Raw genomic sequence first — 23,281 nt, forward strand, 5'->3', positions numbered from 1 at the left:
CTCCCGTCCGGGACTGGACTGGACGATTCTGCGCCCGGGGTGGCTGACCGACGACCCCGGTAGCGGCCGCGTCACGCTCGCCGAGCACACCGGCCGCGGCCAGGTGCCGCGCGATGACGTGGCTGCGGTGCTCGCCGCTCTGCTCCACGAGCCCAGGACCGCCGGGCGCATCCTCGAACTGATCAGCGGATCCACCCCGGTCGACGAGGCGGTACGCGCCGTGGCCGGCGGCTGACGCCGCACTCCGCTGCCCGGTCGGCCGTCGACTGGGCACGCCAGTTCGGAAAGCCACGGTGCGCCGCGTCGATCGCGCGCCCTACGTCCTCCGCGCTCAGCGCCGGGAACTCACGAACCCTTTCACCGGTGTACGGGTTGACCGTGGTGATGGGGCTTGACTGGGCAGTGACATGGGCGTCCATGACGCCTCCCTGAAGTCGGGGCAGCTTGGGTTTCCGCGCCAGGACCCGCTCACACGTGCTGATTCGTCCCTTGCCACGGCCTGCCACGGCAAGCTGTGGCACTGGGGTCCTCGGTGGTTCGCGTCACATGCGCGGAGTTGCCGCCCGAGCTCTGCTGCATCGGCGCTCTCCTGGCGTGGCTCCCGGCGAGCTCTCGGCGCAGTCCGCCCGTCCCTCCTGACCGTTCTGCGGCGCATGCGAGACCGGCTGTCTGGGAGGCGCGGACCTGGGCACCCGGTGCGGTGCGCGTGACATGGATCCGCGGCAGGCGGGAGGCCCGAGATGTCTGCGGAATCGGCCGGAACGATTGCTCTGCCCGCCGGTGAGGAGATCGCGGCACTCGGGCAGGGCACCTGGTACCTGGGCGAGGACCCGGCCCGGCGTGAACAGGAGATCGCCGCGCTGCGGCTGGGCGTGGACCTGGGCATGACCGTCGTCGACACGGCGGAGATGTACGGCGACGGCGCAGCCGAGGAGCTCCTCGGGGAGGCCCTCCGGGGGCGGCGGGAGGAGGTCTTCCTCGTCAGCAAGGTGCTGCCCCGCCACGCCGACCGGAGGGGCACCGTCGCCGCCTGCGAGGGCAGCCTGCGGCGGCTCCGTACGGAACGGCTGGACCTCTACCTGCTGCACTGGCGGGGACGGTGGCCGCTCGAGGAGACGCTTGCGGGATTCACCGACCTGATGGAGGCGGGGAAGATCCGTTACTGGGGCGTGAGCAATCTCGACGTCCCCGACATGGCCGAGCTCATGGCCCTGCCCGGTGGCGACGCCGTGGCCGTCGACCAGGTGCTGTACAACCTCTCCCGGCGCGGCATCGAGTGGGATCTTCTCCCCTGGTGCCGTGAGGCCGGGGTGACGGTCATGGCCTACTCCCCGATCGAGCAGGGGCGGATCCTGAAGGTCGAGGCTTTGAGTGCCGTGGCCCGGGCGCTCGGAGCGACGCCGGCCCAAGTGGCACTCGCCTGGGTGCTGGAACAGGGGGTGGCCGCGATCCCGCGTTCCGGATCACCCGACCACGTGCGGGAGAACCGCGGCGCGCTGGACCTCCACCTCCCCACCGAGGCGCTCGACGCCCTCGACGAGGCGTTCCCGCCACCCAGCGGGCCCACGCCCCTGGAGATGCTCTGAGGGAGTTGACAGGATGACGCGCCCGCTCGTCGTCGGAATGGGAGGTTCGCTGCGCACTCCGTCGACCAGCCTCACCGCACTGCGCGTGGCGGTCGAGGGGGCGGCCGATGCGGGTGCCGACACCCGGGTGCTCGACCTCAAGCGGCTGCGTCTGCCGTTCTACACGTCCCAGCACGGGATCCCTCCGTCCGCCCGCCGGCTCGCGGACACCGTTCAGGCCGCCGACGCCCTGCTGTGGAGCAGCCCGACATACCACGGGTCGGTCAGCGGTGCGTTCAAGAACGCGGTGGACTGGCTCGCCCTTCTCGCCGACCACGACCCGCCCTACCTCAGCAACAAACCCGTCGGGATGCTGACGACCGCCGGCGGAGTGCAGGGCCTGCAGGCGATCAACGCGATGGAGTTCATCGTGCGGTCGCTGCGCGGCTGGGCCGTGCCGCTGGTGTTCGCGGTCCCGCGGTCCTCCCGGGTCTTCGACGGCGACGGACGCCTCACCGACCAGGCGGTCGCGGACCAGTTGTGCGGCCTCGGCGCGGAGGTGACCAGGGCGGCCCTGCAGTTCTGGGCGGAGGGCACGTGCGACTACGCGCAGGAGCGGCCGTCCGGTGCCATCCGGGACTGAGCCCGGCCCTGTCACGCAGGGGGCGCCGGTGTCGTGCTTCCTCAGGGCCCGGTCCGCTCCACCGGCCGCTGCTCGCCGCGCGCTTCAAAGCGTCCGGGCGGGAAGTGCGGCAGCACGTGTTCGGCCAGTTCGTCGATCACTTCGGCGACCGGACGGCGGCTGTGCTTGAAGTTGATCATCAGCTGGTCGATGCCGATGTCCTGCCAGGCCCGCATCATCGCCAGGAACGACACCCGGCCCACCGAGAAGCCCTGGTGGATGTGCCGGGGCAGGGCCAGCGGATCCTCGGCCAGATCCAGATAGGTGGCCTGCGCGTACGGCTTGAACCCACCGTCATCGCCCCGAGTCAGCTCCCGCCACCGCTTGATGTTCTCGGCCTGCTGCTGGAGCGGCGGGGTGTAGTACAGCCAGCCGTCCGTGTTGTCGGCGATCCACCGGACGTCCTGCCTGCCGCGTCCCGTCATCAGTACCGGGATCCGCCGGTACACCGGCTTGGGCAGCAGATCGGTGCCGCGCATGTGGCCGAGCTGCGACTCCACGTGCGGAAAACGGTGCTCGAGGACGACACGGAAGTACTCCAGCGACTGACGGAACCTCTCGGCCCGGCCGCCCGGATCCTGACCGAAGGCCGGGAACTCCACGGGCCGGTCACCGGTGGCCACCCCGAGCAGGAGCCGTCCGCCTGACAGCTGGTCCACCGAGGCGGCCGCCTTGGCGGTGTGCAACGGATGCCGTAGCGGCATGACGATGCTGGCGGTCCCCAGTGTGATCGAGGTGGTACGGGCACTGAGCTGCCCCAGGTACACCCACGGGTCGAAGACCTGCCCGGCGTCCCCGAAGCTCGGGTCCAGCAGCGGCACATCACGGACCCACACCGAGGCGAAACCGGCCCGCTCGGCCTGCTGGATCCGCTCGATGTGCCCCGCGAGGGACGGCACGGGCCCTTCGAAGCCCTCCAGGGGCGTGATGGCGCCAACGGTCATCCTGCCGCCGGGATACGCCCTAGCCATGGCCGCGTGCTCGGGGAACGGCCGTTGTGCCTCGCCTTGGACGTCCACGGGGACATCGGCTGACGGAACTGTCGGTTGTGTCATGCGATCCTCCGGCGAATCGGCCGTGTCCGGGTCCGCATCCGTGCGTTGCGCCGTGCTGGGGCGCGTCGTTCCAGGGCCCGTGACGCCCGCCGAGGGCATATCCGTGATGGCCCGGAAATTCCCGAATTCGCCTCGACGAGTGGTCACCGCTACTGCTGAACCACCTACTCCTATCTGACCCAAACGCACAATTTACCGACCCGTCAGGTGAATCCCGTCGCGGGGTTGGTCGCCTGAAGGGGTCGCCTTCTACAACGAGGAAATGGACCTCTATGTCGACGGAGAGATCCGGCACGTCGGATCGCAATTGCCGAGCGAGTTCCAGGACCTCGTGGAGCCGGTTCGCGGCTGACCGGGCGCCTCATCCGCCGACACCGGCACTGGCGGCACGAACCGCGACGAGGATGGTCCGGGGGTTGGCCGGCACCGGGACGCCCTGCACGGCCACGGTCGGTGTTCCACTCACACCCCGCTGGACGGCTGTCGCCGTCACATAGGAGCTCCAGTCCAGGTAGACGCCCTGCCGGACGCACGCGGCGAACGAACTGTCCGCCAGTCCCACCGCGCGGCCGAGCTGGACCAGTTCGTCGTCGGACAGGCCGGGCCCGCCCTCGGGGGGCTGGTTGGCGAACAGCGCGTACAGGTACTCCGTGAAGTGGCCGCCGTCGGACGCGCAGCCTGAGGCCGCCGAGGCACGGGAGGAGTACCGGGTGGTGGACAGGCCGTCGAGAAAACCCATCGGGTGGTAGACGAGACTGATCGCCTCGTCCGCCACCAGCTCGTCGAGGATCGGCCCGCTCCTCTCCTCGAACTGCTTGCAGAACGGGCACAGAAAGTCGATGAAAGCATCCACCTGTACCGGGCCGGCTCCGACGACAATGCCGTCCCCGTTCGGCGAGGCACTGGCCGGAACGCGCGAGGGCAAGCTGATGTGGGGCGTCTGAGTACTCATGCCGGGTCCTCTGTCGTAAAGTCGATGGAATTCGCGTCATAACACGCGACAGGAACGGCAAGCCGGCCATAGGTCAAAAGCCCGCCGCGTGCGCCGGGGCCTCTAATGCGGTTACCGGAAAGGCGCACATGCCGCGCCACCGGCCCCCGTGAGCACGGCCGGTTCCTTCCCCTCGATGATGGAGCCGACCTCGTCGGTCATGGCTCCTCCGACCCGGGGCGCCGACGAGAGCCTCGAAGTCCCGGGGCAACTGGGACATGACCTGGCGGAACCGACCTTGGACAGTTCGGACGCGAGGTCCTCCGCCTCGCCCCGGGTGAGCCGCTCGGCCAGTGTTGCCAGGGTGCTCGGGTGAGGGGCTCCGCCTTTTCCGGGGGGACAGAGGCGCGCCGGGTGATGGTGTCGATGAAGTTGTCGTAGTCCATGAGTGGTTCTTTTTCTGAAGCCTTGCAGCTGTCCGGGGGTGGGTCCTGAGACAGCCACCGAAGGGTGCGGTGTGCGTGGGAGGTGATGCGTGTCAGGGTGTGTGCGCCTCAGCAGAGGCCGAGTGGCATCGGACCTCTTCATCCTTCGGATGCGAGACGCACTCTGCCTGCTCCCAGCGGGAGGAAAAGCAGTGTGCCCGGTACACCTCCCAGCACAAGTGCAGTTCAGCCACGCCTCCAGTTCGATGGACCGTTGGGGGGAACGGCCTGTGCGGCTTTCACCCGCACCCAGGGATGGGCATGACCTCGGACGGTACGGCACGGCCGTCCGAAGGGCCCGCGCATTTCATGCTGCTCTGCCAGGGTAGGAGGAAGCGTTCTTTTTTGGTCTCGGGTGCGGAGGCGCTCAGCAGGGGGCTCTGCGAATCTCGACCGGGTAACAGCCGATGGCGGCGCGGACGTGAGCGAACGACGCCGTCCGGTTCCTGGCGTGTGTCGAAGCTCGAATTCCTCCGCGCCGGACAAGAAGCCGCAGACCGGCCACTGGGAGGACGTGGCCGCGGTGTTCGACCGGCTGCTGTAGCGGTCGCGCCCCGGTGCATGCCGCCGATCGCGACGACGGCTGGACCAAGGTCGCCCCCCACCGGGACGGCATCTCCGGCTGGACGCGCGCACATGTCCGTTCGGGACACCCCGACCGGGCCTCGCGGTCCACGGTCCAGGAGTGGGGATGCGGACCCTGCCGGGTGTCCTTGCCGCTCGCCCCGTACTACCAGCGACTCGTGAAGGGAGCCCTACCGTGACACAGGAACTCCAAGGAATGCGGGTGGGAATCCTGGCCACCGACGGCGTCGAACGCGTGGAACTCGACCAGCCGCGCGGTGCGTTGCAGGGCGCAGGGGCGAAGACCGAGATCCTCTCGCTCCATCCCGGCGAGATCCAGGCCCGCCAGTTCGACCTCAACCCGGCGGGAACCTTCCCCGTGGACCGCCTGGTCGCCGACGCCTCCGTCGACGACTACCAGGCCCTGCTCCTGCCCGGCGGCACCATGAACCCTGACCAGCTGCGCATGGACCGCCACGCGGTGCAGTTCGTCAGGGACTTCATGGCCAGTGGGAAACCGGTCGCATCGATCTGCCACGGCCCGTGGACCCTGGCGGAAGCCGACGCCGTGCGCGGCCGCCGCCTGACGTCCTGGCCCAGCATCCGCACCGACCTGCGCAACGCCGGCGCGGAGGTCGTCGCCGACCAGGAGGTGGTCGTCGACGGGCAGCTGATCACCAGCCGCGGCCCGGCCGACCTGCCCGCCTTCTGCGCCGCCGTCGTGGAGCAGTTCGCCCAGGCGCACCATCCCATGCCCGGCTGAATCAGCGGCCTGGTCGCCTCGACGAGAGCAGGCGGTGCACGGCGGTGGGCCCGCTGGGCCCACCCGCCCCCATCCCACGGGCCGGTCGGCCGTGGCGTCGCTCCGTGCGGCCGCCGGTCCGTACCCTATTGCGGCCGCGTCGACCGCCACCCCCAGGACGGGATCGCCGCAGTGCGCCGTGCCGGCGTGGAGAGGAGGAAGCGGTCCTGCGTCCCGGAGTGCCCAGCCTCGGCCGGTCCGCCGAGCACCCCTGCGGCTGCGGGCGGCGCAGGCGCTGCCGTCCTCCAGCGGACAGCCGACCCAGCGGTCCGGCCCGGGTCGCGGCAACGGCGCTCCGCCTCACCCTGGATAGTCCGCTCCTGGAAGGGGACGCGGCGGTACAGGACCGGCATACGGGTGAGCCCCGGAGGTCGACCGCCGTGTGCGGGTCGCCTCAAGACGCCCACCGCTGTGAAGCGCCACGCGGGGTCGTGTCGGCCCGTCAGTCCCCGTCGCGAGGCTGCCGACTGCCCACGGCAACAGCTCCACCGCCAGGGGGATGCTGAAAGGCCGGACCGAAGGGGGAGTTCCGCGCACCCCGGGGCCGCATCGCCAGTTCACGAGCGCCCCTCATAGCGCCCGTCGGATCAAGGTGTCGACGTGGTTCTGGGCGTCGACACGTACCAGGACCTGCAAGCGGCCGCGATCCTGAACGCGAGACAGCTCCAGGGACGGGTTGTCCCTCCTCATCGGGGACGGGCGGGGATGGTGATGTCGTATTGGGCGATTTTGCGGTAGATGGTCGCCCGGCTCATGCCGAGGGCGTCCGCAGCCTGCGCCACTGTGGTGGCCGGTTCGGTGAGACACCTGACGATCTCGTCCCGTTCCAGGGCCTGTATCCGGCTCAGCCGATGGGGCGTGCCGACGAAGACCTCGCCGGGGAGGTGTCGGAGGTCGACGACGTCGGTGCGGGAAGCGGCGTCGCGTACGATCCGCTGGAGCTGCCCGCTGTTCTCCGGCCAGTGATAGTTGGACAGCGCCTGGGCAGCCGCAGGGGAGAAGGTGACGGGACGGCCCCGGAACCCGCGGGCGAAGTGGTCCGCCAGGGGAAGTATGTCGTCGGGGCGGGAACGCAGGGTGGGGGCTTCCACCACGGCGCCGACCAGTGAGCGCAGGGCTTGGGGGATGCGTGCGTAGTTCTCGGCGGTGACGATGGCCGGGTGCAGGTACGGGTGCTGGTCCGCGGTGTTCCGGCGCGGTCTGCCGGAGAGCAGCTCGGCCAGGTCTTCGGCTGCCCACGCGGGCAGTGTGTGGACCCCTGTGGTGATGACGCAGGTGTCCGTCTTGGCCAGCTCCGGAGCCCAGATCCCCATCCACGGCGTGATGTCGTCGGCCAGCGGCGGACGGGCGCACAGGATGCGTTCCCGGGACCGGACCTGACGCCGGGCGAGGGCCGCAAGGGTCGACTTGCCCGTTCCCGGCTCTCCCACCACGGCGAGGAGCCGGCCCTCGGCCAGGGCGGTACGGGCTTCCGCGACCGCGTCCGTCCAGCGTGAGGAGAGGAGGAGGGACTCGCTCCCCGCCTGGGCTCGGTGCGCGAACACCTGAAACACCTCGCCGCGAGGAGCCGGACGTGGCTTCCTGCCGGTGGTGCGGGCGAGCATCAGGGCGGCCGTGTTCCCTGCCGCCGCCTGCGCCAGTGCCAGGAGCAGCTTCGAGGAGGAGTCCGACCACGTGGTGAGGTTGATGCTGCCCGCGAGTTCCCGGGTGAGGGGGTCGAGCACGGGCACCGCGGCGCAGGTGTACTGCCGCAGGCTGGTGCAGTAGTGCTCCTCGGCGCGTACCAACGAGGGTGCGCGGTCGGCGAGGGCGAGGCCCATCCCGTTGGTGCCGGCGTTGCTCTCGGAGAAGGAGAAGCCGGGGGCGAGGTTGACTCGGTCGAGGGACCGGCTGACCGAGGAGTCGCTGCACAACCGGAACAGCACCAAGCCGTCGCTGCTGGTGAGCATCATGCCGACCGGTTCGTTGGCCAGCGTGTCCTTGAGTCCCTGAAGCACCTCGTGGCCGCATTCGTAGAGCAGGCACTCGGTGTCCACCGTGCCCGTGAAGTCGGGCCGCAGGTCCTCCGGAGTCAGGCCGTACCGTCGGCTGCGCTGCCATGACGCCTGCAGGCGGGGCGTCAGCAGGGCTGTTTCTGCGGCCGTCGCCTCGTCCTCGTGGCGGGCGACGGGCGCCGGATTGCGGTTGTGGTCCACTGCGGCCTCCACACTGAGCCCGTGCGTCGATCTGCGATCAGGCTACGACGCGGGTGCCGGACAGCGTTCCCGGCCGACTGTCTCAAAGTGAGACGGTACGGGCCTGCCCCATCGCCGCGACACTGCCTAACGTCGCTCTCCGAAACACGGTCGTCACCGGGACGGAGACCGACATGTACGCCAAGGACGGCGAGAACTACTTCATCGTGGACGCGCACGTCGCACTGTGGGACGCGCGCCCCTCGAACCAGCTGAACATCCACGGCAAGCAGTTCATCGACTGCTTCTACGACTATCACCGCAACCTCAGCCCGGAAGCTGAGCTGTGGCCGTACGAGGACTTCCTCTACTACGGCGGCCGGCGCCTGATGAAGGACCTCTTCGACGACGGGCACGTCGACCATGCGATCTTCCAGCCCGCCCATCTCGGAGCGTTCTTCGAGAACGGCTTCGGCCAGGCCGAAGAAGCCTTCGCGCTGGCGCAGCAGCACCCCGACCGGCTGACCTACAACCACTGCTGGGACCCACGTCTCGAGCAGAAGGGGATCGAACAGCTCCGCCGGGACGCGGCACGGTTCGGGCTCAAGGGTGCCAAGCTGTACACCGCGGAATGGCACGGCGACTCACGCGGCTACAAACTCGACGACAAGTGGTCGTACCGGTACCTGGAGGCAGCCCAGGAACTGGGCATCAAGAACATCCACATCCACAAGGGTCCGACGATCCGGCCGCTCGACAGGGACGCGTTCGACGTCGCGGATGTCGACAAGGCCGCGAGCGACTTCCCGGAACTGAACTTCGTCGTCGAGCACTGCGGACTGCCCCGCCTCGAGGACTTCTGCTGGATCGCCACGCAGGAACCGAACGTGCACGCCGGTCTCGCGGTCGCCATGCCCTTCATCCACCGCCGTCCCCGGTACTTCGCACAGATCCTCGGCGAGCTCCTGTTCTGGCTCGACGAGAACCGCATCCAGTTCTCCAGCGACTACGCGCTGTGGACTCCCCGCTGGCTGATCGAGAGGTTCGTCGACTTCCAGATCCCCGAGGACATGCAGGGGGAGTACCCGCCGATCACCGTGGAACAGAAGAAGAAGATCCTCGGGCTGAACGCGGCGGCCCTGTACGACATCCCGGTCCCCGCCGAACAAGCCCTGGCACAGCCGGCGGGGGTGTGAGATGGCGGCGCATGCCCCGGCGCGCGAGAAGCGTGCCGCGACACTGGAGGAGCGTGCCCGGCAGGCGCTGGACAAGGTCCTCGATCCCGAGCTGGACGAACCGATCACGGACCTCGGTTTCGTACGGTCCATCGAGGCCGACGGCGATCACCGGCTGACCGTGCACCTGCGGCTGCCGACCTCGTTCTGCGCGCCGAACTTCGCCTACCTCATGGCGTCCGACGCGAAAGACGTCCTGACCGCCCTCCCCGGAGTCGGCGCGGTCACGGTGCTGCTCGACGACCATCACGACTCGGACCTGATCAACCGCGGACTGGCCGCGGACGCCGGCTACCGCGGGACCTTCGAAGCCGAGGCGGAGAAGGACCTCGAGGAACTGCGGCTGATCTTCCGCCGCAAAGCCCACGCCGCCGCCATGGAACGCGCGCTCACCGCGCTGCTGCGGCAGGACACCTCACTCACCGAGGAACGACTGCACGGCATCGTGCTCGGCGATCTCCCGAACACCGAAGCGACACGCGCACTGCTGCAACGCCGCGAGGCCCTGGGGCTCGGCACATCACCATCCGACCCCGCCATGGTCGACGACCATGGACTGCCCTACCCGGCGGGCGAGATCCCGTTGCGGCTGCGCTTCGCCAGGTCGGTCCGCCTGTCGATCGACGGCAACGCGCACTTCTGCCGTGCCCTTCTGCGTACCCGCTATCCGGACGCCGCCCCGGACCAGTCGCCCCGCCCGGAAGACAGCACTCTCATCACCCTCGAAAAGGAGCACACCCCGTGAAGGCAGTCCAGGTCGTCGGATACGACCGCAACCTCGAGCTGGCGGACGTACCGGCTCCCTCGGTCACCGGCCCGTACGACGTGATCGTGAAGATCGGCGGGGCCGGCGTCTGCCGCACCGATCTGCACATCCTCGAGGGCCAGTGGGCCGAGAAGTCGGGCGTCACGCTGCCGTACACGATCGGGCACGAGAACGCCGGCTGGGTGCACGCAGTGGGCAGTGCCGTCACCAACGTCGCCGAGGGCGACAAGGTCATCGTCCACCCGCTGATCACCTGCGGGCTGTGCCGGGCGTGTCGCTCGGGCGACGACGTGCACTGCGAGCAGAGCCTCTTCCCCGGCATAGACACCGCCGGCGGTTACGCCGAGTATCTCAAGACCTCCGCCCGCAGCGTCGTCCGTATCGACGACTCCCTGGAACCCGCTGACGTCGCGGCGCTGGCCGACGCCGGTCTCACCGCCTACCACGCCGTGGCCAAGGCGGCCCGCCGTCTCCGCCCGGGCGACCGGTGCGTGGTCATCGGCGCGGGCGGACTCGGACACATCGGCGTGCAGGTCCTCAAGGCACTGACCGCCGCCGAGATCGTAGTCGTCGACCGAAATCCCGACGCGTTGAAGCTGGCCCTCTCGATCGGAGCGGACCACGGCGTCATGAGCGGCGGCGATCAAGTCGAGGAGGTCCTCGCCCTCACCGGCGGGGGCGGAGCCGAAGCCGTGATCGACTTCGTCGGCGAGGGCGGCGCCACGCGCGACGGCGTGCGCATGCTGCGGCGGGCGGGCGACTACCACGTGGTCGGCTACGGCGAGAACATCGACGTACCCACCATCGACATCATCTCCGCCGAAATCAACTTCATCGGAAACCTCGTCGGGTCCTACAACGACCTGTGCGAACTGATGGTGCTCGCAGCCCGGGGCAAGGTACGGCTGCACACCACCCCATACCCCCTTGACCGCTTCCAGGACGCCCTGGACGACCTCGACGCCGGACGGGTACGAGGACGGGCCATTCTCGTGCCCTGAACGGATCGCCGACTGATAGGCCCTCAGGGAGACCTGCCTTGATCTTCATCACCGCCAAGTTCCACGTTCTGCCGGAATCCGCCGACACCTGGCCGGACACCACCCGCGAGTTCACCCATGCCACCCGCGGCGAGCCCGGATGCTTGTGGTTCGACTGGTCCCGCAGTACCGAGGACCCCACGGTCTACGTGCTGGTCGAAGCCTTCCGCGACGACGAGGCCGGCCTGGCCCACGTCACCTCCGACCACTTCACCAAGGCACGGAGCGCCCTGCCGCCCCACCTCATACGGACCCCGGAGATCGTCAACGTCACGGTCTCGCAGCAGGGTTGGTCACTGCTCGGGGAAATGGCCGTTCCGGTACGGGATTGAGAGGGAACTGCCTGCCTGGCAGGCAGTTCCCGGCAGCACCCCCACCCTGTCTCGCGGATCCGCAGGTTGTCGTTCCAGGCTCCACCCCCGCGACCCCAGGGCGAGGCAACGCGTCCGTGCTGACCTCGCCGGGGCGCCGCGAGCCCCTCTGGCGGGGTCTGTCCAATCAACTCGCCCGTGTTGTCCACGCTGCTCGTCTTGCTGCCGTCGTCCATGACGGATCTGTCAATCCCCTGGCTGCGTAGAGACGTTGGTTATGCGGCCCGGCCTTCCTGATCGGTCCGAGCTCGCGCTTCCTGGATGATCCGTTCGAACTCGGCGGGTGGCTTCCCGCCGGCCGCGCTGTGACGGCGTTTCGTGTTGCAGAAGTCCGCGACCCACGTGGCGGTCTTCAGCCAGGCCTCGGTGCGGGTGGCGAAGGTGTGCCGGTGGATGTACTCGACCTTGAGGACCGAGTGGAACGACTCCGCGGCGGCGTTGTCCAGCGTGGACCCGACGCGCCCCACGGAGTCGGCCTGGCGGTCGCCGCCGCGGTTGCGCCGGCGACACTGGACCTTCGGAGGAGGCGGGCTCTCTTGCTTACGTGAAGCAGGCGTTGAAGGTCGCTGACGAGGTCTACCGGGTGCACGAGCAGATCCACTCCGACATCACACCCAGCGAGGTTGAAGGACAGCAGGGCGGGGCCGTTTCGCGAGGGGCGAGGACGGTGGCTGTCCTACTCGGAGGGCATGAGGTCGCCGAAGCCATCCACGACCACGCGCTGAAGGTCCCCGCCTCAGCCTGGACTCCGGCCGTCGAGACCGATGGCGAGGCCCGTGAGGGGGCCTGGGGCGCCGAACTCACCGGCAGACTCCTGGACGGCTGGCCCAAGGGCATGAGACTGATCGTCCGCAAGGAACGGCCCCATCCCGGCGCCCAGTTGAGAATCACGGACGCGGACGGCATGCGGATCACATGCTTCGCGACCAACACCCCCGACCGGCCGATCGCCACCCTCGAGCTCCGTCCCCGGCTGCGGGCCAGGGCCGAGGACCGGATCCGGGCCGCCCGGGCCACCGGCCTGCGCAACCTGCCTCTCCAGACAACAGCGCAGAACAAGGTCTGGCTCGAGATCGTCCAGATCGCTCTCGATCTGCTGGCCTGGATGCCCATGCTCGCCCTCACCGGCAAGGCCCGCCTCTGGGAACCCCGCCGCCTTGATCAAGCCCGGTACGGCCGCATTCCCGAGCCCAGGGCCTGGGAATGCGGCCGTACCGTGTCCGGTGCCGGACGGCTCACGCGTTGTACTTGGCGAAGATGCGGGTGCCGCCCACCGCCGAGACGACCATCAGGCCCAGCACCACGGCCACGCCGACCACGACGTGGTGGGAGGTGTAGTCGCCGGTGAAGAAGTCCCGCATGGCGTCCACCGCGTAGCGCAGGGGGTTGGCGTCGCCGATGGCCTGGAGCCAGCCGGGGGCGTAGGTCAGGGGCAGGAGGATGCCGGACAGCAGCATCAGTGGCAGCGCGATGCCGTTGAGGACGGGGGCGAAGAGCCACTCCGACGTCAGCTTCATGGCCAGCGCGTAGGAGAGGAAGGCCAGACTGATGCCGACGAGCATCATCAGGGCGATGGCAGCCACGATGCCACCGAACGGCGCGCGCAGGCCGAAGAGCAGGGCGATGAGGACGATGACCACCGACTGGATGAACAGGGCCAGGACGTCCCAGAGGACCCTGCCGAGGAGCAGGCCGAGCCGGCTCGCCGGGGTCACCCGCAGCCTTTCCAGGTAGCCGGAACGGACGTCGGGGATGAGACCGAACCCGGCGTAGCCGGTGGCGAACAGGCCCAGCTGGACCAGCAGCCCGGGGATGTAGACCTGCCAGGCTGCCGGTCCGTCCTGCGGCAGCATCTTGACCAGCAGGGGGCCGAACAGGGCCATGTAGACGAACGGCTGGACGAGGCCGATGAGGAGACCCATCCTCTTCTGGGCCACGGCCGCGGCCTCGTCGCGGAAGATGATCGCCGCGTCGCGGATCGTGTGCATCCTTGGCTCCCCTCAGGCGTGGACGGCGTCCGCGCCACGCTGCGAACGCTGGTCGGTCATGGTCATGAAGACGTCGTCGAGCGTGGGCTTCAGCACCCGCAGGGACTCCACCCGGATGCGCGCGGACTCCAGCGTGCGCAGCAGGTCGACGAGGAGGCGCTCCGCGTCGCGGCAACTGATCGACAGGACCAGGCCGTTCACCGACACCTCGTGGACGTCGCGGTGGGCGGTGAGCAGCTCGGTGGCCCGTGCGGTGTCGCCGTCCACCTCGATCTCGATGGTGTCGTATGAGATGGCGGCCTTCAGGCTCCGCGGGCTGTCCTCGGCGATGATGCGGCCCTTGTCGATGATCAGGACACGGTCGCAGAGGCTGTCGGCCTCGTCGAGGTAGTGGGTGGTGAGGAACACGGTGGTACCGCGCTCGTCACGCAGGCGGCGTATGTGCTCCCAGACGTCGTTGCGGCTCTCGGGGTCGAGGTTGGCGGTGGGTTCGTCGAGGAAGAGCAGCTTCGGCTGGTGCATCAGGCCCAGCGCCATGTCGACGCGGCGGCGCTGGCCGCCGGAGAGGGTCTGAATGACCCGGCTCGCGAGCTCTTCGAGGCCGAGCTGGGTGATCGCCTCGTCGGCGCGGGCCTCGGCCTCGGGGCGGGACATGCCGTAGAGGCGGCCCTGGAGGACGAGGTCCCGGCGGACCGGAGAGCTGGGCTTGGCGCCGCCCGCCTGGGAGACGTAGCCGATGTGCGTGCGGACCTTCGCGGGCTCGTGCAGCAGATCGTGGCCGGCGATGACGGCCGTGCCCGAGCTCGGCGGGAGCAGCGTGGTCAGCACCCGCATGGTGGTGGTCTTGCCGGCGCCGTTGGGCCCCAGGAAGCCCACGATCTCGCCCGCCTGGACGGTGAAGTCGACTCCGGCCACCGCCTCGACCGGGCCCTGCTTGGTGGTGAACGTCTTGGCCAGCCCCTTGGCCTGAATCATGGGTAATGCCCTCCTCGGCGGATACGGTGCGGCCCGCTGGTCGTGCGTTGCGGGTGGTGCGCTCATGCCTGCTGCTTCTCCGTCCTGTCGTGCGTCGTCTTGTCTTCCGTCTCGTCCTGGTCGGTCCATACCTCGCGGCCCTCCTTGGTGGTGAGTTCGGGCCAGGTGAGGGTGCCGTCGTCGACCTCGGCGACGATCCGCCGGGCCCAGTCCCGCTCGGCTTCGGCCATGGTCAGGGCGTATTCGAGTTCGATCACGAACAGCCGCGGCGTGTGCTGGTCCAGCACCGCGGTCCGTGCCTGGCGTGCCTCCTCGATCTGCTCGTCCAGGCGGGCGATGCGTTCCCGCAGGGCCTGGACGGCGCGTTCGGGCCCGAGGGCGCCGAGGTAGCTCACCGCGGCGAGGAAGCTGGGGTACTCCTTCACCGGGGTGCGGACCAGTTCGTCGAGCCAGCTCATGAACTCCTTGCGGCCCAGGTCCGTGTGGGCATACACGGTGCGCTCCGGCCGGCGTCCGGCGCGTTCGGTGCTGTGCTCGGCGATCCAGCCGGCCCGCACCAGGGCGTCCACGACGTCGTAGAGCGAGCCGGTCCTGACCTTGAAGCTGGTGTCCTTGTTGCGCTCCCGCAGGGTCGCGGCCATCTCGTACGGATGCATCGGCTGCTCCAGCAGCAGCCCGAGGACCGCGAGCCCGAGCAGGTTGGACACCGGCCGTTTGCGCACCGCCATCTGCCTACCTCCTTTAGTCGGTTCCGACTATACGGCATCGACTGATGCCGTGGGAGCGCCCTGGCCCGGGAGCAGCCCGCGCAGATAGCCGGCGGTGGGGCCCGAGTCCGGGCGGAGGGTGTCCGGAGGGCCGCAGTGCAGCACGCTGCCGCCGGCCGCACCGCTGCCCGGACCCATGTCGATCAGCCAGTCCGCGGCGGCGGCCAGATGCAGGTCGTGCTCGGCGAGGACCACGGTGTTGCCCGCGTCGATCAGCATGTCGAACGCGTCGACCAGCACCTGCACGTCCGCCGGATGCAGACCGGTGACCGGCTCGTCCAGCACCACGAGTCCGGGCTGCCGCGCGCCCTTGGTGAGCGCGGCGGCGAGCTTCAGCCGCTGTGCCTCGCCGCCGGACAGCACGGTGGCGCTCTGCCCCAGCCGCATGTAGCCCAGCCCCGTCCGCCGCAGCGCCGTGAGCACCGGCCGCAGCGCGGGCGTGTCCAGCAGCTCGCTCGCCTCGTCGACGGTCAGGTCCAGCACCTCGTCGATAGCCAGCCCCTGATAGGTCACCGCCAGCACCTCGGGCCCGAACCGCCTGCCGTCGCACACGTCGCAGGTGACCCAGACGTCGGGCAGGAAGTTCATGTCGACCTGCCGTACGCCGTACCCGGTGCACGGTTCGCAGCGTCCGCCCGGCGAGTTGAAGGAGAACGAGCCCGCCGTCAGCCCGCGGCGGGCGGCGGCGTCGGTGCCCGCGAACAGATTGCGGATCAGGTTGAACGCCTTGGTGTACGTCGCCGGATTGGAGCGCGGTGTCCTGCCGATGGGCTCCTGGTCGACCACGGTCGCCCAGTGCAGCGGGCCCGTCCAGTCCACGTCGCCGACACCCGGCCCGCTCGTCCCGTCGAGCCGGGCCTGCACCGCCCCGGCCACGCCGTCCATGAGCAGCGTGCTCTTGCCGCTGCCGCTCACGCCGGTGAGACAGGTCAGCGCGCCCAGCGGGATGTCGATCCGGTCGGCCCGCACGGTCCGCACGTCGACGTCGGTCAGGCTGAGCATCCGGTCGGCGCGCACCGGGCGCCGGGCGCGCCGCACCCGTCCGCCAGGCATGGCCAGATAGCGGCCGGTCAGCGATTCGGGGACGGCGGCAATATCCCGCGGAGTGCCCTGGGCCACCAGCCGTCCGCCCCCGCGCCCGGCCCGCGGGCCGACGTCGATCACCCAGTCCGCCCGGGAGATCAGCTCGGGATCGTGCTCGATCATGAGGACGGTGTTCCCGGAGCCGCGCAGCTCCTCGATGAGTTCGCCCAGCCGCGCCTTGTCGGCCGGGTGCAGTCCGGCGGACGGCTCGTCCAGGACGAACGCCACCCCCGACAGATCGGTGCACAGCTGGGCCGCCACCCGGGCCCGCTGCAGTTCCCCGCCGGACAGCGTGGGAGCCGGGCGGGAGAGCTGGACGTGTCCGACCCCGAGCCGGACCAGCAGCCTGAGCCGCGCCCGGAGGGCGGGCAGGATCGCCTGCGCCGCCTCCCGCTGGGCCGACCCGAGCGTCGCGGGCAGGCCTTCGGCCCAGTCGAGCACGTCGTTGACCGGGCGGTCGAGGAGTTCGTGCAGGCGCCGACCGCCGAGCCGCACGGTACGGGCGACCACGCCCAGGCCCGTCCCCTCGCACGCGGCACAGGGCTCGTTACGGACGAACGGCTCGTACGTCGCCCGGACGGCGGGACTGGCCGCACCGCTGTACAGCCGCTCCGCCTCGGCGATCGCCCCCGGCCACGGGCGGCTGTCACGGACGCTGACCGCCGTGCCGCTCTTCTTCATGGTCGCCTCGTAGGCGATCTCCACGGCTTCCTCGCCGGTGCCGTGCAGCACCGCCCGCCGGAACTCCGCGGGCTGCTCGTGCCAGGGCAGGGCGAGATCCGCCGCGAAGCGGCGGGCCAGCGCCTGAACCGTCGCCCGCTCGGGAGCGCGCGCCATGGCAAACCACGGCGACGCCCCGTCCAGCAGCGGCCGGCCGGGCTCGGTGATCAGCAGGGCCTCTGCGGACCGGGCCCCGCCTCCGCTGCCGCGGCACTGCGCGCAGCACCCCTCCGGCATGCCCGGGTTGAACTGCGCCGGCTTCAGCACCGCGCCCAGCGTCGGGTCCCAGTCCCTGGCCAGCGGAGGCAGCCGGGCGAAGGCGAGACCGAGATAATCGTCGGCTCCGGTGACGGTGGCCAGCGTGGAGCGCGGGCTGCGCGCCGGAATCCGCTGGTCGACGGCGAGTGTGGGGGGCAGCCCCTCGATCCGGGTCACCTGCGGGCGGTCCCGCGGGGTGATGAACTGCCGTACGAACGGGCTGATCCCTTCCAGATACCGAAGCTGGGCCTCGGCGTGGATGGTGTCGATCAGCAGTGAGGTCTTGCCGCTGCCGCTCACTCCCGCGAACGCGACGACCCGGCCCTTGGGCACGGAGACCGTCAGATCGTCCAGGTTGTGCGTGCGGGCACCGACCACCTCGATGGCGTGCTCCCCGGATCCCATGGCACCCTCCTCGGTCTCTTATATTCGGTTCCGAATAGTGACTAGTCGGGAGCGAATATAAGACCTCGGCTATTAGGGTTTCAAGGCGCTCAGGGTGCGCCCTCGGCGGCCGGCGCGCCCCCGGTGGTCGGCAGGCTCTCGGCCGTCGGCGGGCCGAACCAGTGGGCCAGGCTCGCGCGTAGTTCGTCCGCCGTCGCATCCGGCGAACCGGCCCAGGCGACGTAGCCGTCCGGGCGGACCAGCAGTGCCTGCGCCGACGGCTCGACGGCCGCCTCGCCCGCGACCACGGAGACCCGGTCGGACCACGGGCGCGCCGCCTCCCGCAGATCGGCCCGCCCCGCGAGGTCGAGCAGCAACGGCCGTGCCGTACGCAGCAGTTCGGCCACCGGCATCGGCCCCTCGGGCGGGCCGGCCAGCACCAGGTGGCCGACGAAACGCCCCGCCCACGGATGCGGCCGCGCCGGGGCGGCGGGGGCGAACGTCCCGTACCGCACGTCCGTACCGGTGATCATGCCGGTGAAGTACCGGTTCACCTCGTCCGTGCCGAGCAACTCCTCGACGAAGCCGCGCAGCGGGGTGGTGTGCTGCTCGTCCGGGCGCATCAGGGCGAGCTGTGCCCGCGTGTTGAGCATGACCCGCTCGGCAATCGGATGCCGCTCGTCGTGGTAGGTGTCGAGCAGTTCCTCCGAACCCCACCCGCGGACCCGGGCCGCCAGCTTCCAGCCCAGGTTGAACGCGTCCTGCAGACCGGTGTTCAGTCCCTGGCCGCCGATCGGGAAGTGCACGTGCGCCGCGTCACCGGCCAGCAGCACCCGTCCGCTGCGGTAGCGCTCCGCCTGGCGGCTCGCGTCCCCGAACCGGGACAGCCACGACACCGGTTCGGTCAGCGTCAGGGGAGTGCCCCGCACCCGCGCGACGGCGGCGTTGAGATCCTCCAGGGTCACCGGTCCCCCGTCCGCCGCCGGCGGGTGCCCGTACTCGATGACGACCACCCGGCCCAGGCCGCCCTCCGGCGGGAACGCCAGCACCAGAATGCCGTCCGGGGTACGCTCCCAGCGGCGGGGCACATCGCGCTCGGGAGTGGTCACATAGCCGATCAGGGCGCGGACGGTGGCCTCGGTGCCGGGGAAGCCGATGCCGGCCAGCCGGCGCACCGCGCTGCGCCCGCCGTCACAGCCGACGACATAGCGGGCACGCACCCGGTACGGGCCGCTCGGCCCCGCCACCGTCACCTCAACCCCTTCCGCGTCCTGGCGTAACCCGGTCACCTCGTGACCGCGCCGGATCCCCGCGCCCGCCTCGCGCGCGTGCTCAGCGAGCAGGGCCTCGGTGCGCGACTGCGGCACCAGGGCCGTGTACGGGTGCCGGGTGTCCACCAGCCCGAAGTTCAGGCCCTGGGTGAAGATTCCAGCGAAGGGCAGCCCCTTGGCGACCTGCGTTCCCTCCATGAACCGGTCCAGCAGCCCGCGCAGGTCCAGCGTCTCCACCGTCCGGATGTGCAGGGCCCCCGCCCGGTCGTGACCGGCGGGCTCGACGAGCTTCTCGAGCACCAGGGCCTCCACCCCGCCGGCCCGCAGCTCACCGGCCAGCATCAGGCCGACCGGGCCTCCTCCCACGACCACGACGTCCGTCGTCAGTACGGCGTCGTCCGCGTTGGTGTTGTGCATCATGCGCCTTCCGTGATCGGTGCGCCCGCTACGGGCCACTGGGCGAGCAGTTCCTCGAAGCCACCGGCGACCTGGGCCGGGGACGGGCGGGTCAGCGCCAGGCCGCGCAGTTCCGCGGCGGCCCGCGCGTGCCGGTCGTCGCCGACCAGCTGCCCTGCCGCCGCCACGACGGCGCCCGGATCCGCCTCCGCCTCCCGCGCCTCCAGGTGCACCGCCGCGCCGGTCTCCGCCAGCCGCTGGGCGTTCAGAGCCCGTTCGAAGGTGTCGCTCACGACGAGCTGCGGCAGTCCGCGGACCACGGCACCCAGCGCGGTGTTGGACCCGCCGTGGTGCACGACCGCCGTGCACGAGGGCAGTACGGCGTGCAAGGGCGCGCCGGTCACCGCCCTTACGCTGTCGGGAAGTTGGCCCAGCCGGGCCAGGTCCTCGGCGCGCGCGACGAGCACCACCTCCACGCCGAGCCGCGGCAGCGCGCGCATCGCCCGCATCAGCGGATGGCCGCCCGGCATGCCGTCGGCGAACGTCCCCCAGGTGACACAGACCCGCGGTGCTCCGGGCGGATCCAGCAGCCACGCCGGGACCGTTCCCGGCCGGTCCACGGGGACGTAACGGACCGGGACGACGGCGCCGGGCCCCGGTCGCTGCAGCGGAGCGGGACAGGGGTCGATCAGGACCTCCCGCGCCGACGGCCACGCGCTGCCCGGCACCTCGGCCGTCACCAGCTCGCGCACCCGGTGCCGCAGCCAGGCACCGGGCGGCGTACCGAAGAGGTCAGGACCCCAGAGATGCCGCAGCGTGGGGATGTCCCGTGCGGCGGCGACCGTTTCCGCGGCGAAGGCCACCGGCTCGTGCACCACCGCGTGCGGCCGCCAGCGGTCGGCGAGCGCCGCCAGACCGTCGAGCATGGCGAGGGCCCGGTCGGCGAACATGCGGGGCAGCGCGTCCCGCTCCCGGTAGTACGGCTCGCCGGGCACGCCCCGCACGCTCTCGCGGTGCCGCCGGGCGAAGTCGCCGTCCGCACTCACCCGCACCACGGTCAGCCCGAGCGCCAGCGCACCCGGTGCCGTGTCGGCGTCACAGGCCACCCGCACGTCGTGCCCCGTGGACCGCAGGGCCCAGGCCAGCGGAACCATGGGAGCGAGGTGCGAGGCGGAGACGGACGTCACGAACAAGATGCGCATGAAAGCCCCTGATCCTGGACATCGGGAGACGCACCCGACGCTAGGCAGGAGGCCTAGAGGCCCGGCTGAGGCTGAACGGTGCCGGCCTCCTCCAGCGCCGCTCCAGGGCCGCGCGATCCGCTTCCAGGACCGTGCGGGACAGTGCGGCGCGGACAGTTGCGGGACGCCGCTGCTTCTGTGTCCGAACCGAAGGCAGGTCGCAATGAAGGCGATTGACTGACATGCGCGTACTGGTCTGTTCCACCCCCCTGCTCGGCCACTTCAACCCCCTGCTGCCGCTGTCCTGGGCGCTGCGCGCCGAGGGGCACGAGGTCCTGGTGGCCACGGACGAGGACTTCGCGCCGAAGGTCCTGGAGCGCGGGCTGCCCGTGGCACCGCTGTCGCCCGTGGCGCTGCGGGACGTGATGGCCCGGGACCGGGCCGGCCGCCCGGTGCCCCACACCGCCGAGGCGGACCGGGTCTGGCGCAGCGGCCACGGCTGGGGGCGGCTGGGCGCCCGGCACCTGGCGGAGACGGTCGCGCTCGCCCGGCGCTGGCGGCCGGACCTGATCGTCACCGACCCCGTGGAGTTCGCGGGGCCGCTGGCAGCCGCGCGCCTCGGCATCCCCCGGATCGAGCACGGCTGGGGCATTTGTCCCAACCACGAGTTCGCGCTGGCCGCCGAGGAGGAACTCGAACCCGAACTTCACGCGTACGGGCTCGCCGGGCTGCCCCGGCCGGCCCGCGTCCTCGACACCTGCTCGCCCAGCCTCCAGCACCCCGGCACGGCCGGCGACCGCATGCGCTACATCCCGGTGACCGGCCCCGCCGAGCTGCCCGGCTGGCTGGACGAGACCAGGAAGCTCCCGCTGGTGTGCCTGACCTTCGGCAGTGTGCTGCCGTCCCTGGCACCGGACCGGATGCGGGGCCTGATCAGCCGGCTGACACACACCCTGCCCGCGCTCGGCGTGGAGGTGGTGGTGGCCATCGACCCGGCCGGTGCACAAGGGCTGCCGCCCGCCCCGCCCGGTGTGCTGTCCGTGGGCTGGCAGCCGGTGGACCACCTGATGCCGCGCTGTGCCGTCCTGGTCCACTACGGGTCCTCCGGCATGACGATGGCCGCGACGACCGCGGGGGTGCCCCAGGTGGTGCTGACCGTGCCGATCGCCGACGCCCCGGACAACGCGCGGCGCATCGAGGCGGCCGGGCTGGGCATCGCCCTGCCCGCTCTCGACCTCGACGCCGACCGCGTCGAGGCGGCCTGCCGGGCGCTGCTCACCGACCCGTCCTGGCGGGCCCGCGCTGCCGAGGTCGCCGCGGAACAGGCCGACCGCCCCACGCCCGCCGAAGTCGCGACGGGGCTCACCGCCGCGTACGGCTGAGCCCGGTGCGGTAGGGGGAGTTCCGTCCGGGGCGGATGCGGTAGCCGGTGTTCGGTCCGGGGCCGCCCGCCGCCGTGCGACGGAAACGGGTGCGCCGCCGTCCCGGTGACCGGGACGGCGGCGCACCCGTGTGCGGGCCCGGTCCCGCGTCAGCCGGGCTTGCGGGCCATGAAGAGCCGGTCGTGCGTCATGGTGTCCAGCGGGATGACCTGCTCCACCGTGAAGCCGGCCTCCTCGGCCCAGGCCGTGATGTCGCGCACCCGGTACTCCGATCCGCCGTCGAGGATGACGGAGCACACCAGGCTCTGCAGATAGGCCCCCGCCTCGGAGCGGTCGTCGAGCATCGCGTCGTAGACCAGCAGTGCGCCGCCAGGGGGCAGGGCGCCGAACGCCTGGCCCAGCAGCCGCTTGCGGCTTTCCTCCGGGTGGTCGTGCAGGACGTGCCCGAAGAGGATCACGTCCGCGGCGGGCAGCGGGTCGGTGAAGAAGTCTCCGCCCACGAAGTCGACTCGGCCCGTGGTGCCGCGGGCTGCCATGTGCTCGTCGAACAGCGGCTCCACGCCGGGCACGTCGAAGACCGAGCCCTTCAGGTTCGGGTGGTCCAGCACCAGTTGCGCCGCGACGTTGCCGCGGGCCCCGCCGACGTCCACGAATGTCTTCCAGCGGCTCCAGTCCAGGGCCTTGCTAAGCTCCGCGACCACGAACTGGTTGAAGGTGTCCATGTGGTCGAGGAACCGGCGGGCCCGATCCAGGTCCGGCTGCTCCTCCACCACCGCGCCCGCGGTGATCTCCTTGCCCGAGGTGGCCTTGCCGTCGCGCAGGGCGTCGGCGAAGCGGTTCCACAGCTCGTAGTGGACCCGGCCGTGCTGCAGCACGGCGCCGCCGATGTAGTGCGGGCGGCCCGGGACCAGGAAGTGCTCCGCGCGGGGCGTGTTGGCGTACGTTCCGCCGTCGGCGGTCAGCAGGCCCAGCCCGACCAGTGCGTCCAGCCAGTCGCGCACGAGGTGGGAGTGCAGCCGGCCGTGCTCGCGGATCTCCGCCTCGGTGCACGGCCTCTCGGAGAGGTACTCGAAGAGGCCCACCTCAATGGCGGCGTGCAGCACCCGGGCCCGGGTGTAGGCGACATTTAGCTGGAGGATCTCGCGGGCGTCGGTCGGCGAGGGGGCGACGGCAGGGGTGTTCGTCATCGCGTGCCTTTCGATCGAA

Annotated in this window: 21 protein-coding genes and 1 pseudogene; 10 read left to right on the forward strand and 12 right to left on the reverse strand. The window is 70.8% G+C overall.

The genetic code is table 11. From position 1 onward, the window contains the following. The coding region (locus AB0L56_RS21340) for an NAD(P)H-binding protein (protein WP_365425355.1) at positions 1 to 235 on the forward strand (235 nt) is incomplete at its 5' end. Here the strand turns inward: AB0L56_RS21340 and AB0L56_RS21345 are convergent. Next, entirely contained in the window at positions 183 to 419 is a 237-nt protein-coding gene (locus tag AB0L56_RS21345; RefSeq protein WP_365425357.1) for an aldehyde dehydrogenase family protein, read from the reverse strand. The genes AB0L56_RS21340 and AB0L56_RS21345 overlap by 53 nt on opposite strands. 321 nt (positions 420 to 740) lie before the next feature. On the opposite strand from AB0L56_RS21345, the gene AB0L56_RS21350 reads away from it, so the two are divergent. Beyond that, a complete protein-coding gene (locus AB0L56_RS21350; protein ID WP_365425359.1) occupies positions 741 to 1,586 on the forward strand; it encodes an aldo/keto reductase in 846 nt (281 codons plus the stop codon). 13 nt (positions 1,587 to 1,599) lie between these two features. Continuing rightward, complete coding sequence (locus tag AB0L56_RS21355; protein ID WP_361028261.1) at positions 1,600 to 2,208, forward strand: NAD(P)H-dependent oxidoreductase; 609 nt, start codon at positions 1,600 to 1,602, stop codon at positions 2,206 to 2,208. A gap of 41 nt (positions 2,209 to 2,249) precedes the next feature. On the opposite strand, the gene AB0L56_RS21360 is transcribed toward AB0L56_RS21355, so the two are convergent. After that, positions 2,250 to 3,401, reverse strand: a complete 1,152-nt coding sequence (locus tag AB0L56_RS21360) for an LLM class oxidoreductase (protein ID WP_365425362.1) — start codon at positions 3,399 to 3,401, stop codon at positions 2,250 to 2,252. A 262-nt stretch (positions 3,402 to 3,663) separates the two neighbouring features. After that, on the reverse strand, positions 3,664 to 4,254 hold the full coding sequence (locus tag AB0L56_RS21365; protein WP_361028267.1) for a thioredoxin domain-containing protein: 591 nt from the start codon (positions 4,252 to 4,254) through the stop codon (positions 3,664 to 3,666). 1,224 nt (positions 4,255 to 5,478) lie between these two features. Between AB0L56_RS21365 and AB0L56_RS21370 the strand changes: the two genes are divergently transcribed. Beyond that, complete coding sequence (locus AB0L56_RS21370) at positions 5,479 to 6,045, forward strand: type 1 glutamine amidotransferase domain-containing protein (protein ID WP_361028273.1); 567 nt, start codon at positions 5,479 to 5,481, stop codon at positions 6,043 to 6,045. 725 nt (positions 6,046 to 6,770) lie between these two features. Here AB0L56_RS21370 and AB0L56_RS21375 read toward each other — a convergent pair. Next, the gene (locus AB0L56_RS21375) at positions 6,771 to 8,279 is read right to left on the reverse strand and encodes a GAF domain-containing protein (RefSeq protein ID WP_365425364.1); all 1,509 of its coding nucleotides are present in this window, start codon (positions 8,277 to 8,279) and stop codon (positions 6,771 to 6,773) included. A 173-nt stretch (positions 8,280 to 8,452) separates the two neighbouring features. Here AB0L56_RS21375 and AB0L56_RS21380 point away from each other — a divergent pair, with 173 nt between their 5' ends. Genes AB0L56_RS21380 through AB0L56_RS21395 form a run of 4 tightly spaced genes read left to right on the forward strand, consistent with a single transcriptional unit; the run spans position 8,453 to position 11,631 of the window. Continuing rightward, entirely contained in the window at positions 8,453 to 9,454 is a 1,002-nt protein-coding gene (locus tag AB0L56_RS21380) for an amidohydrolase family protein (RefSeq protein WP_361028279.1), read from the forward strand. Position 9,455: 1 nt separating this feature from the next. Further along, a complete protein-coding gene (locus tag AB0L56_RS21385) occupies positions 9,456 to 10,238 on the forward strand; it encodes an iron-sulfur cluster assembly protein (RefSeq protein ID WP_365425367.1) in 783 nt (260 codons plus the stop codon). Continuing rightward, positions 10,235 to 11,260: an NAD(P)-dependent alcohol dehydrogenase gene (locus AB0L56_RS21390; RefSeq protein ID WP_361028285.1), complete on the forward strand. Its 1,026-nt coding sequence runs from the start codon at positions 10,235 to 10,237 to the stop codon at positions 11,258 to 11,260. Before AB0L56_RS21385 ends, AB0L56_RS21390 begins: the two co-directional genes overlap by 4 nt. A 38-nt stretch (positions 11,261 to 11,298) precedes the next feature. Further along, positions 11,299 to 11,631 carry a putative quinol monooxygenase gene (locus AB0L56_RS21395; RefSeq protein WP_365425369.1) on the forward strand — a complete coding sequence of 111 codons (333 nt, stop codon included), beginning with the start codon at positions 11,299 to 11,301 and terminating at the stop codon, positions 11,629 to 11,631. 254 nt (positions 11,632 to 11,885) lie between these two features. On the opposite strand, the gene AB0L56_RS21400 is transcribed toward AB0L56_RS21395, so the two are convergent. Beyond that, a complete protein-coding gene (locus AB0L56_RS21400; protein ID WP_365425371.1) occupies positions 11,886 to 12,137 on the reverse strand; it encodes an integrase core domain-containing protein in 252 nt (83 codons plus the stop codon). Positions 12,138 to 12,397: 260 nt separating this feature from the next. Here AB0L56_RS21400 and AB0L56_RS21405 point away from each other — a divergent pair. Then, a pseudogene (locus AB0L56_RS21405) lies at positions 12,398 to 12,829 on the forward strand (transposase); the annotation flags it as partial. Positions 12,830 to 12,905: 76 nt separating this feature from the next. On the opposite strand, the gene AB0L56_RS21410 reads toward AB0L56_RS21405, so the two are convergent. From AB0L56_RS21410 to AB0L56_RS21435, 6 genes are all read right to left on the reverse strand, one after another. After that, entirely contained in the window at positions 12,906 to 13,658 is a 753-nt protein-coding gene (locus AB0L56_RS21410; RefSeq protein WP_361028293.1) for an ABC transporter permease, read from the reverse strand. A 12-nt stretch (positions 13,659 to 13,670) separates the two neighbouring features. Then, on the reverse strand, positions 13,671 to 14,633 hold the full coding sequence (locus AB0L56_RS21415) for an ATP-binding cassette domain-containing protein (protein ID WP_365425373.1): 963 nt from the start codon (positions 14,631 to 14,633) through the stop codon (positions 13,671 to 13,673). Positions 14,634 to 14,695: 62 nt separating this feature from the next. Continuing rightward, on the reverse strand, positions 14,696 to 15,361 hold the full coding sequence (locus tag AB0L56_RS21420) for a PadR family transcriptional regulator (protein WP_365425375.1): 666 nt from the start codon (positions 15,359 to 15,361) through the stop codon (positions 14,696 to 14,698). Between the two features lie 27 nt (positions 15,362 to 15,388). Further along, complete coding sequence (locus tag AB0L56_RS21425) at positions 15,389 to 17,866, reverse strand: excinuclease ABC subunit UvrA (RefSeq protein ID WP_365425377.1); 2,478 nt, start codon at positions 17,864 to 17,866, stop codon at positions 15,389 to 15,391. An 89-nt stretch (positions 17,867 to 17,955) separates the two neighbouring features. After that, on the reverse strand, positions 17,956 to 19,536 hold the full coding sequence (locus AB0L56_RS21430; RefSeq protein ID WP_365425379.1) for an FAD-dependent monooxygenase: 1,581 nt from the start codon (positions 19,534 to 19,536) through the stop codon (positions 17,956 to 17,958). Beyond that, positions 19,533 to 20,714 carry a nucleotide disphospho-sugar-binding domain-containing protein gene (locus tag AB0L56_RS21435; protein WP_361028307.1) on the reverse strand — a complete coding sequence of 394 codons (1,182 nt, stop codon included), beginning with the start codon at positions 20,712 to 20,714 and terminating at the stop codon, positions 19,533 to 19,535. Before AB0L56_RS21435 ends, AB0L56_RS21430 begins: the two co-directional genes overlap by 4 nt. Positions 20,715 to 20,935: 221 nt before the next feature. Between AB0L56_RS21435 and mtmGII the strand changes: the two genes are divergently transcribed. Next, a complete protein-coding gene (mtmGII, locus tag AB0L56_RS21440; RefSeq protein ID WP_365425381.1) occupies positions 20,936 to 22,075 on the forward strand; it encodes a 3A-deolivosylpremithramycin B:dTDP-D-olivose D-olivosyltransferase MtmGII in 1,140 nt (379 codons plus the stop codon). Positions 22,076 to 22,224: 149 nt separating this feature from the next. On the opposite strand, the gene mtmMI is transcribed toward mtmGII, so the two are convergent. Then, complete coding sequence (mtmMI, locus tag AB0L56_RS21445; protein ID WP_365425383.1) at positions 22,225 to 23,262, reverse strand: demethylpremithracinone o-methyltransferase; 1,038 nt, start codon at positions 23,260 to 23,262, stop codon at positions 22,225 to 22,227. Between the last annotated feature and the right edge of the window lie 19 nt (positions 23,263 to 23,281).

This window comes from Streptomyces sp. NPDC052079 (genome assembly GCF_040680275.1).
Taxonomy (GTDB): Bacteria; Actinomycetota; Actinomycetes; order Streptomycetales; family Streptomycetaceae; genus Streptomyces.

Bases quoted from the DNA above. Each gene is read 5' to 3' on its own strand.
- AB0L56_RS21345 (WP_365425357.1), bottom strand. From the start codon at position 419: ATGGACGCCCATGTCACTGCCCAGTCAAGCCCCATCACCACGGTCAAC.
- AB0L56_RS21365 (WP_361028267.1), bottom strand. From the start codon at position 4,254: ATGAGTACTCAGACGCCCCACATCAGCTTGCCCTCGCGCGTTCCGGCC.
- AB0L56_RS21420 (WP_365425375.1), bottom strand. From the start codon at position 15,361: ATGGCGGTGCGCAAACGGCCGGTGTCCAACCTGCTCGGGCTCGCGGTC.
- mtmMI (WP_365425383.1), bottom strand. From the start codon at position 23,262: ATGACGAACACCCCTGCCGTCGCCCCCTCGCCGACCGACGCCCGCGAG.
- AB0L56_RS21380 (WP_361028279.1), top strand. From the start codon at position 8,453: ATGTACGCCAAGGACGGCGAGAACTACTTCATCGTGGACGCGCACGTC.
- AB0L56_RS21410 (WP_361028293.1), bottom strand. From the start codon at position 13,658: ATGCACACGATCCGCGACGCGGCGATCATCTTCCGCGACGAGGCCGCG.
- AB0L56_RS21425 (WP_365425377.1), bottom strand. From the start codon at position 17,866: ATGGGATCCGGGGAGCACGCCATCGAGGTGGTCGGTGCCCGCACGCAC.
- AB0L56_RS21435 (WP_361028307.1), bottom strand. From the start codon at position 20,714: ATGCGCATCTTGTTCGTGACGTCCGTCTCCGCCTCGCACCTCGCTCCC.
- AB0L56_RS21385 (WP_365425367.1), top strand. From the start codon at position 9,456: ATGGCGGCGCATGCCCCGGCGCGCGAGAAGCGTGCCGCGACACTGGAG.
- mtmGII (WP_365425381.1), top strand. From the start codon at position 20,936: ATGCGCGTACTGGTCTGTTCCACCCCCCTGCTCGGCCACTTCAACCCC.
- AB0L56_RS21355 (WP_361028261.1), top strand. From the start codon at position 1,600: ATGACGCGCCCGCTCGTCGTCGGAATGGGAGGTTCGCTGCGCACTCCG.
- AB0L56_RS21360 (WP_365425362.1), bottom strand. From the start codon at position 3,401: ATGCCCTCGGCGGGCGTCACGGGCCCTGGAACGACGCGCCCCAGCACG.
- AB0L56_RS21430 (WP_365425379.1), bottom strand. From the start codon at position 19,536: ATGATGCACAACACCAACGCGGACGACGCCGTACTGACGACGGACGTC.
- AB0L56_RS21350 (WP_365425359.1), top strand. From the start codon at position 741: ATGTCTGCGGAATCGGCCGGAACGATTGCTCTGCCCGCCGGTGAGGAG.
- AB0L56_RS21415 (WP_365425373.1), bottom strand. From the start codon at position 14,633: ATGATTCAGGCCAAGGGGCTGGCCAAGACGTTCACCACCAAGCAGGGC.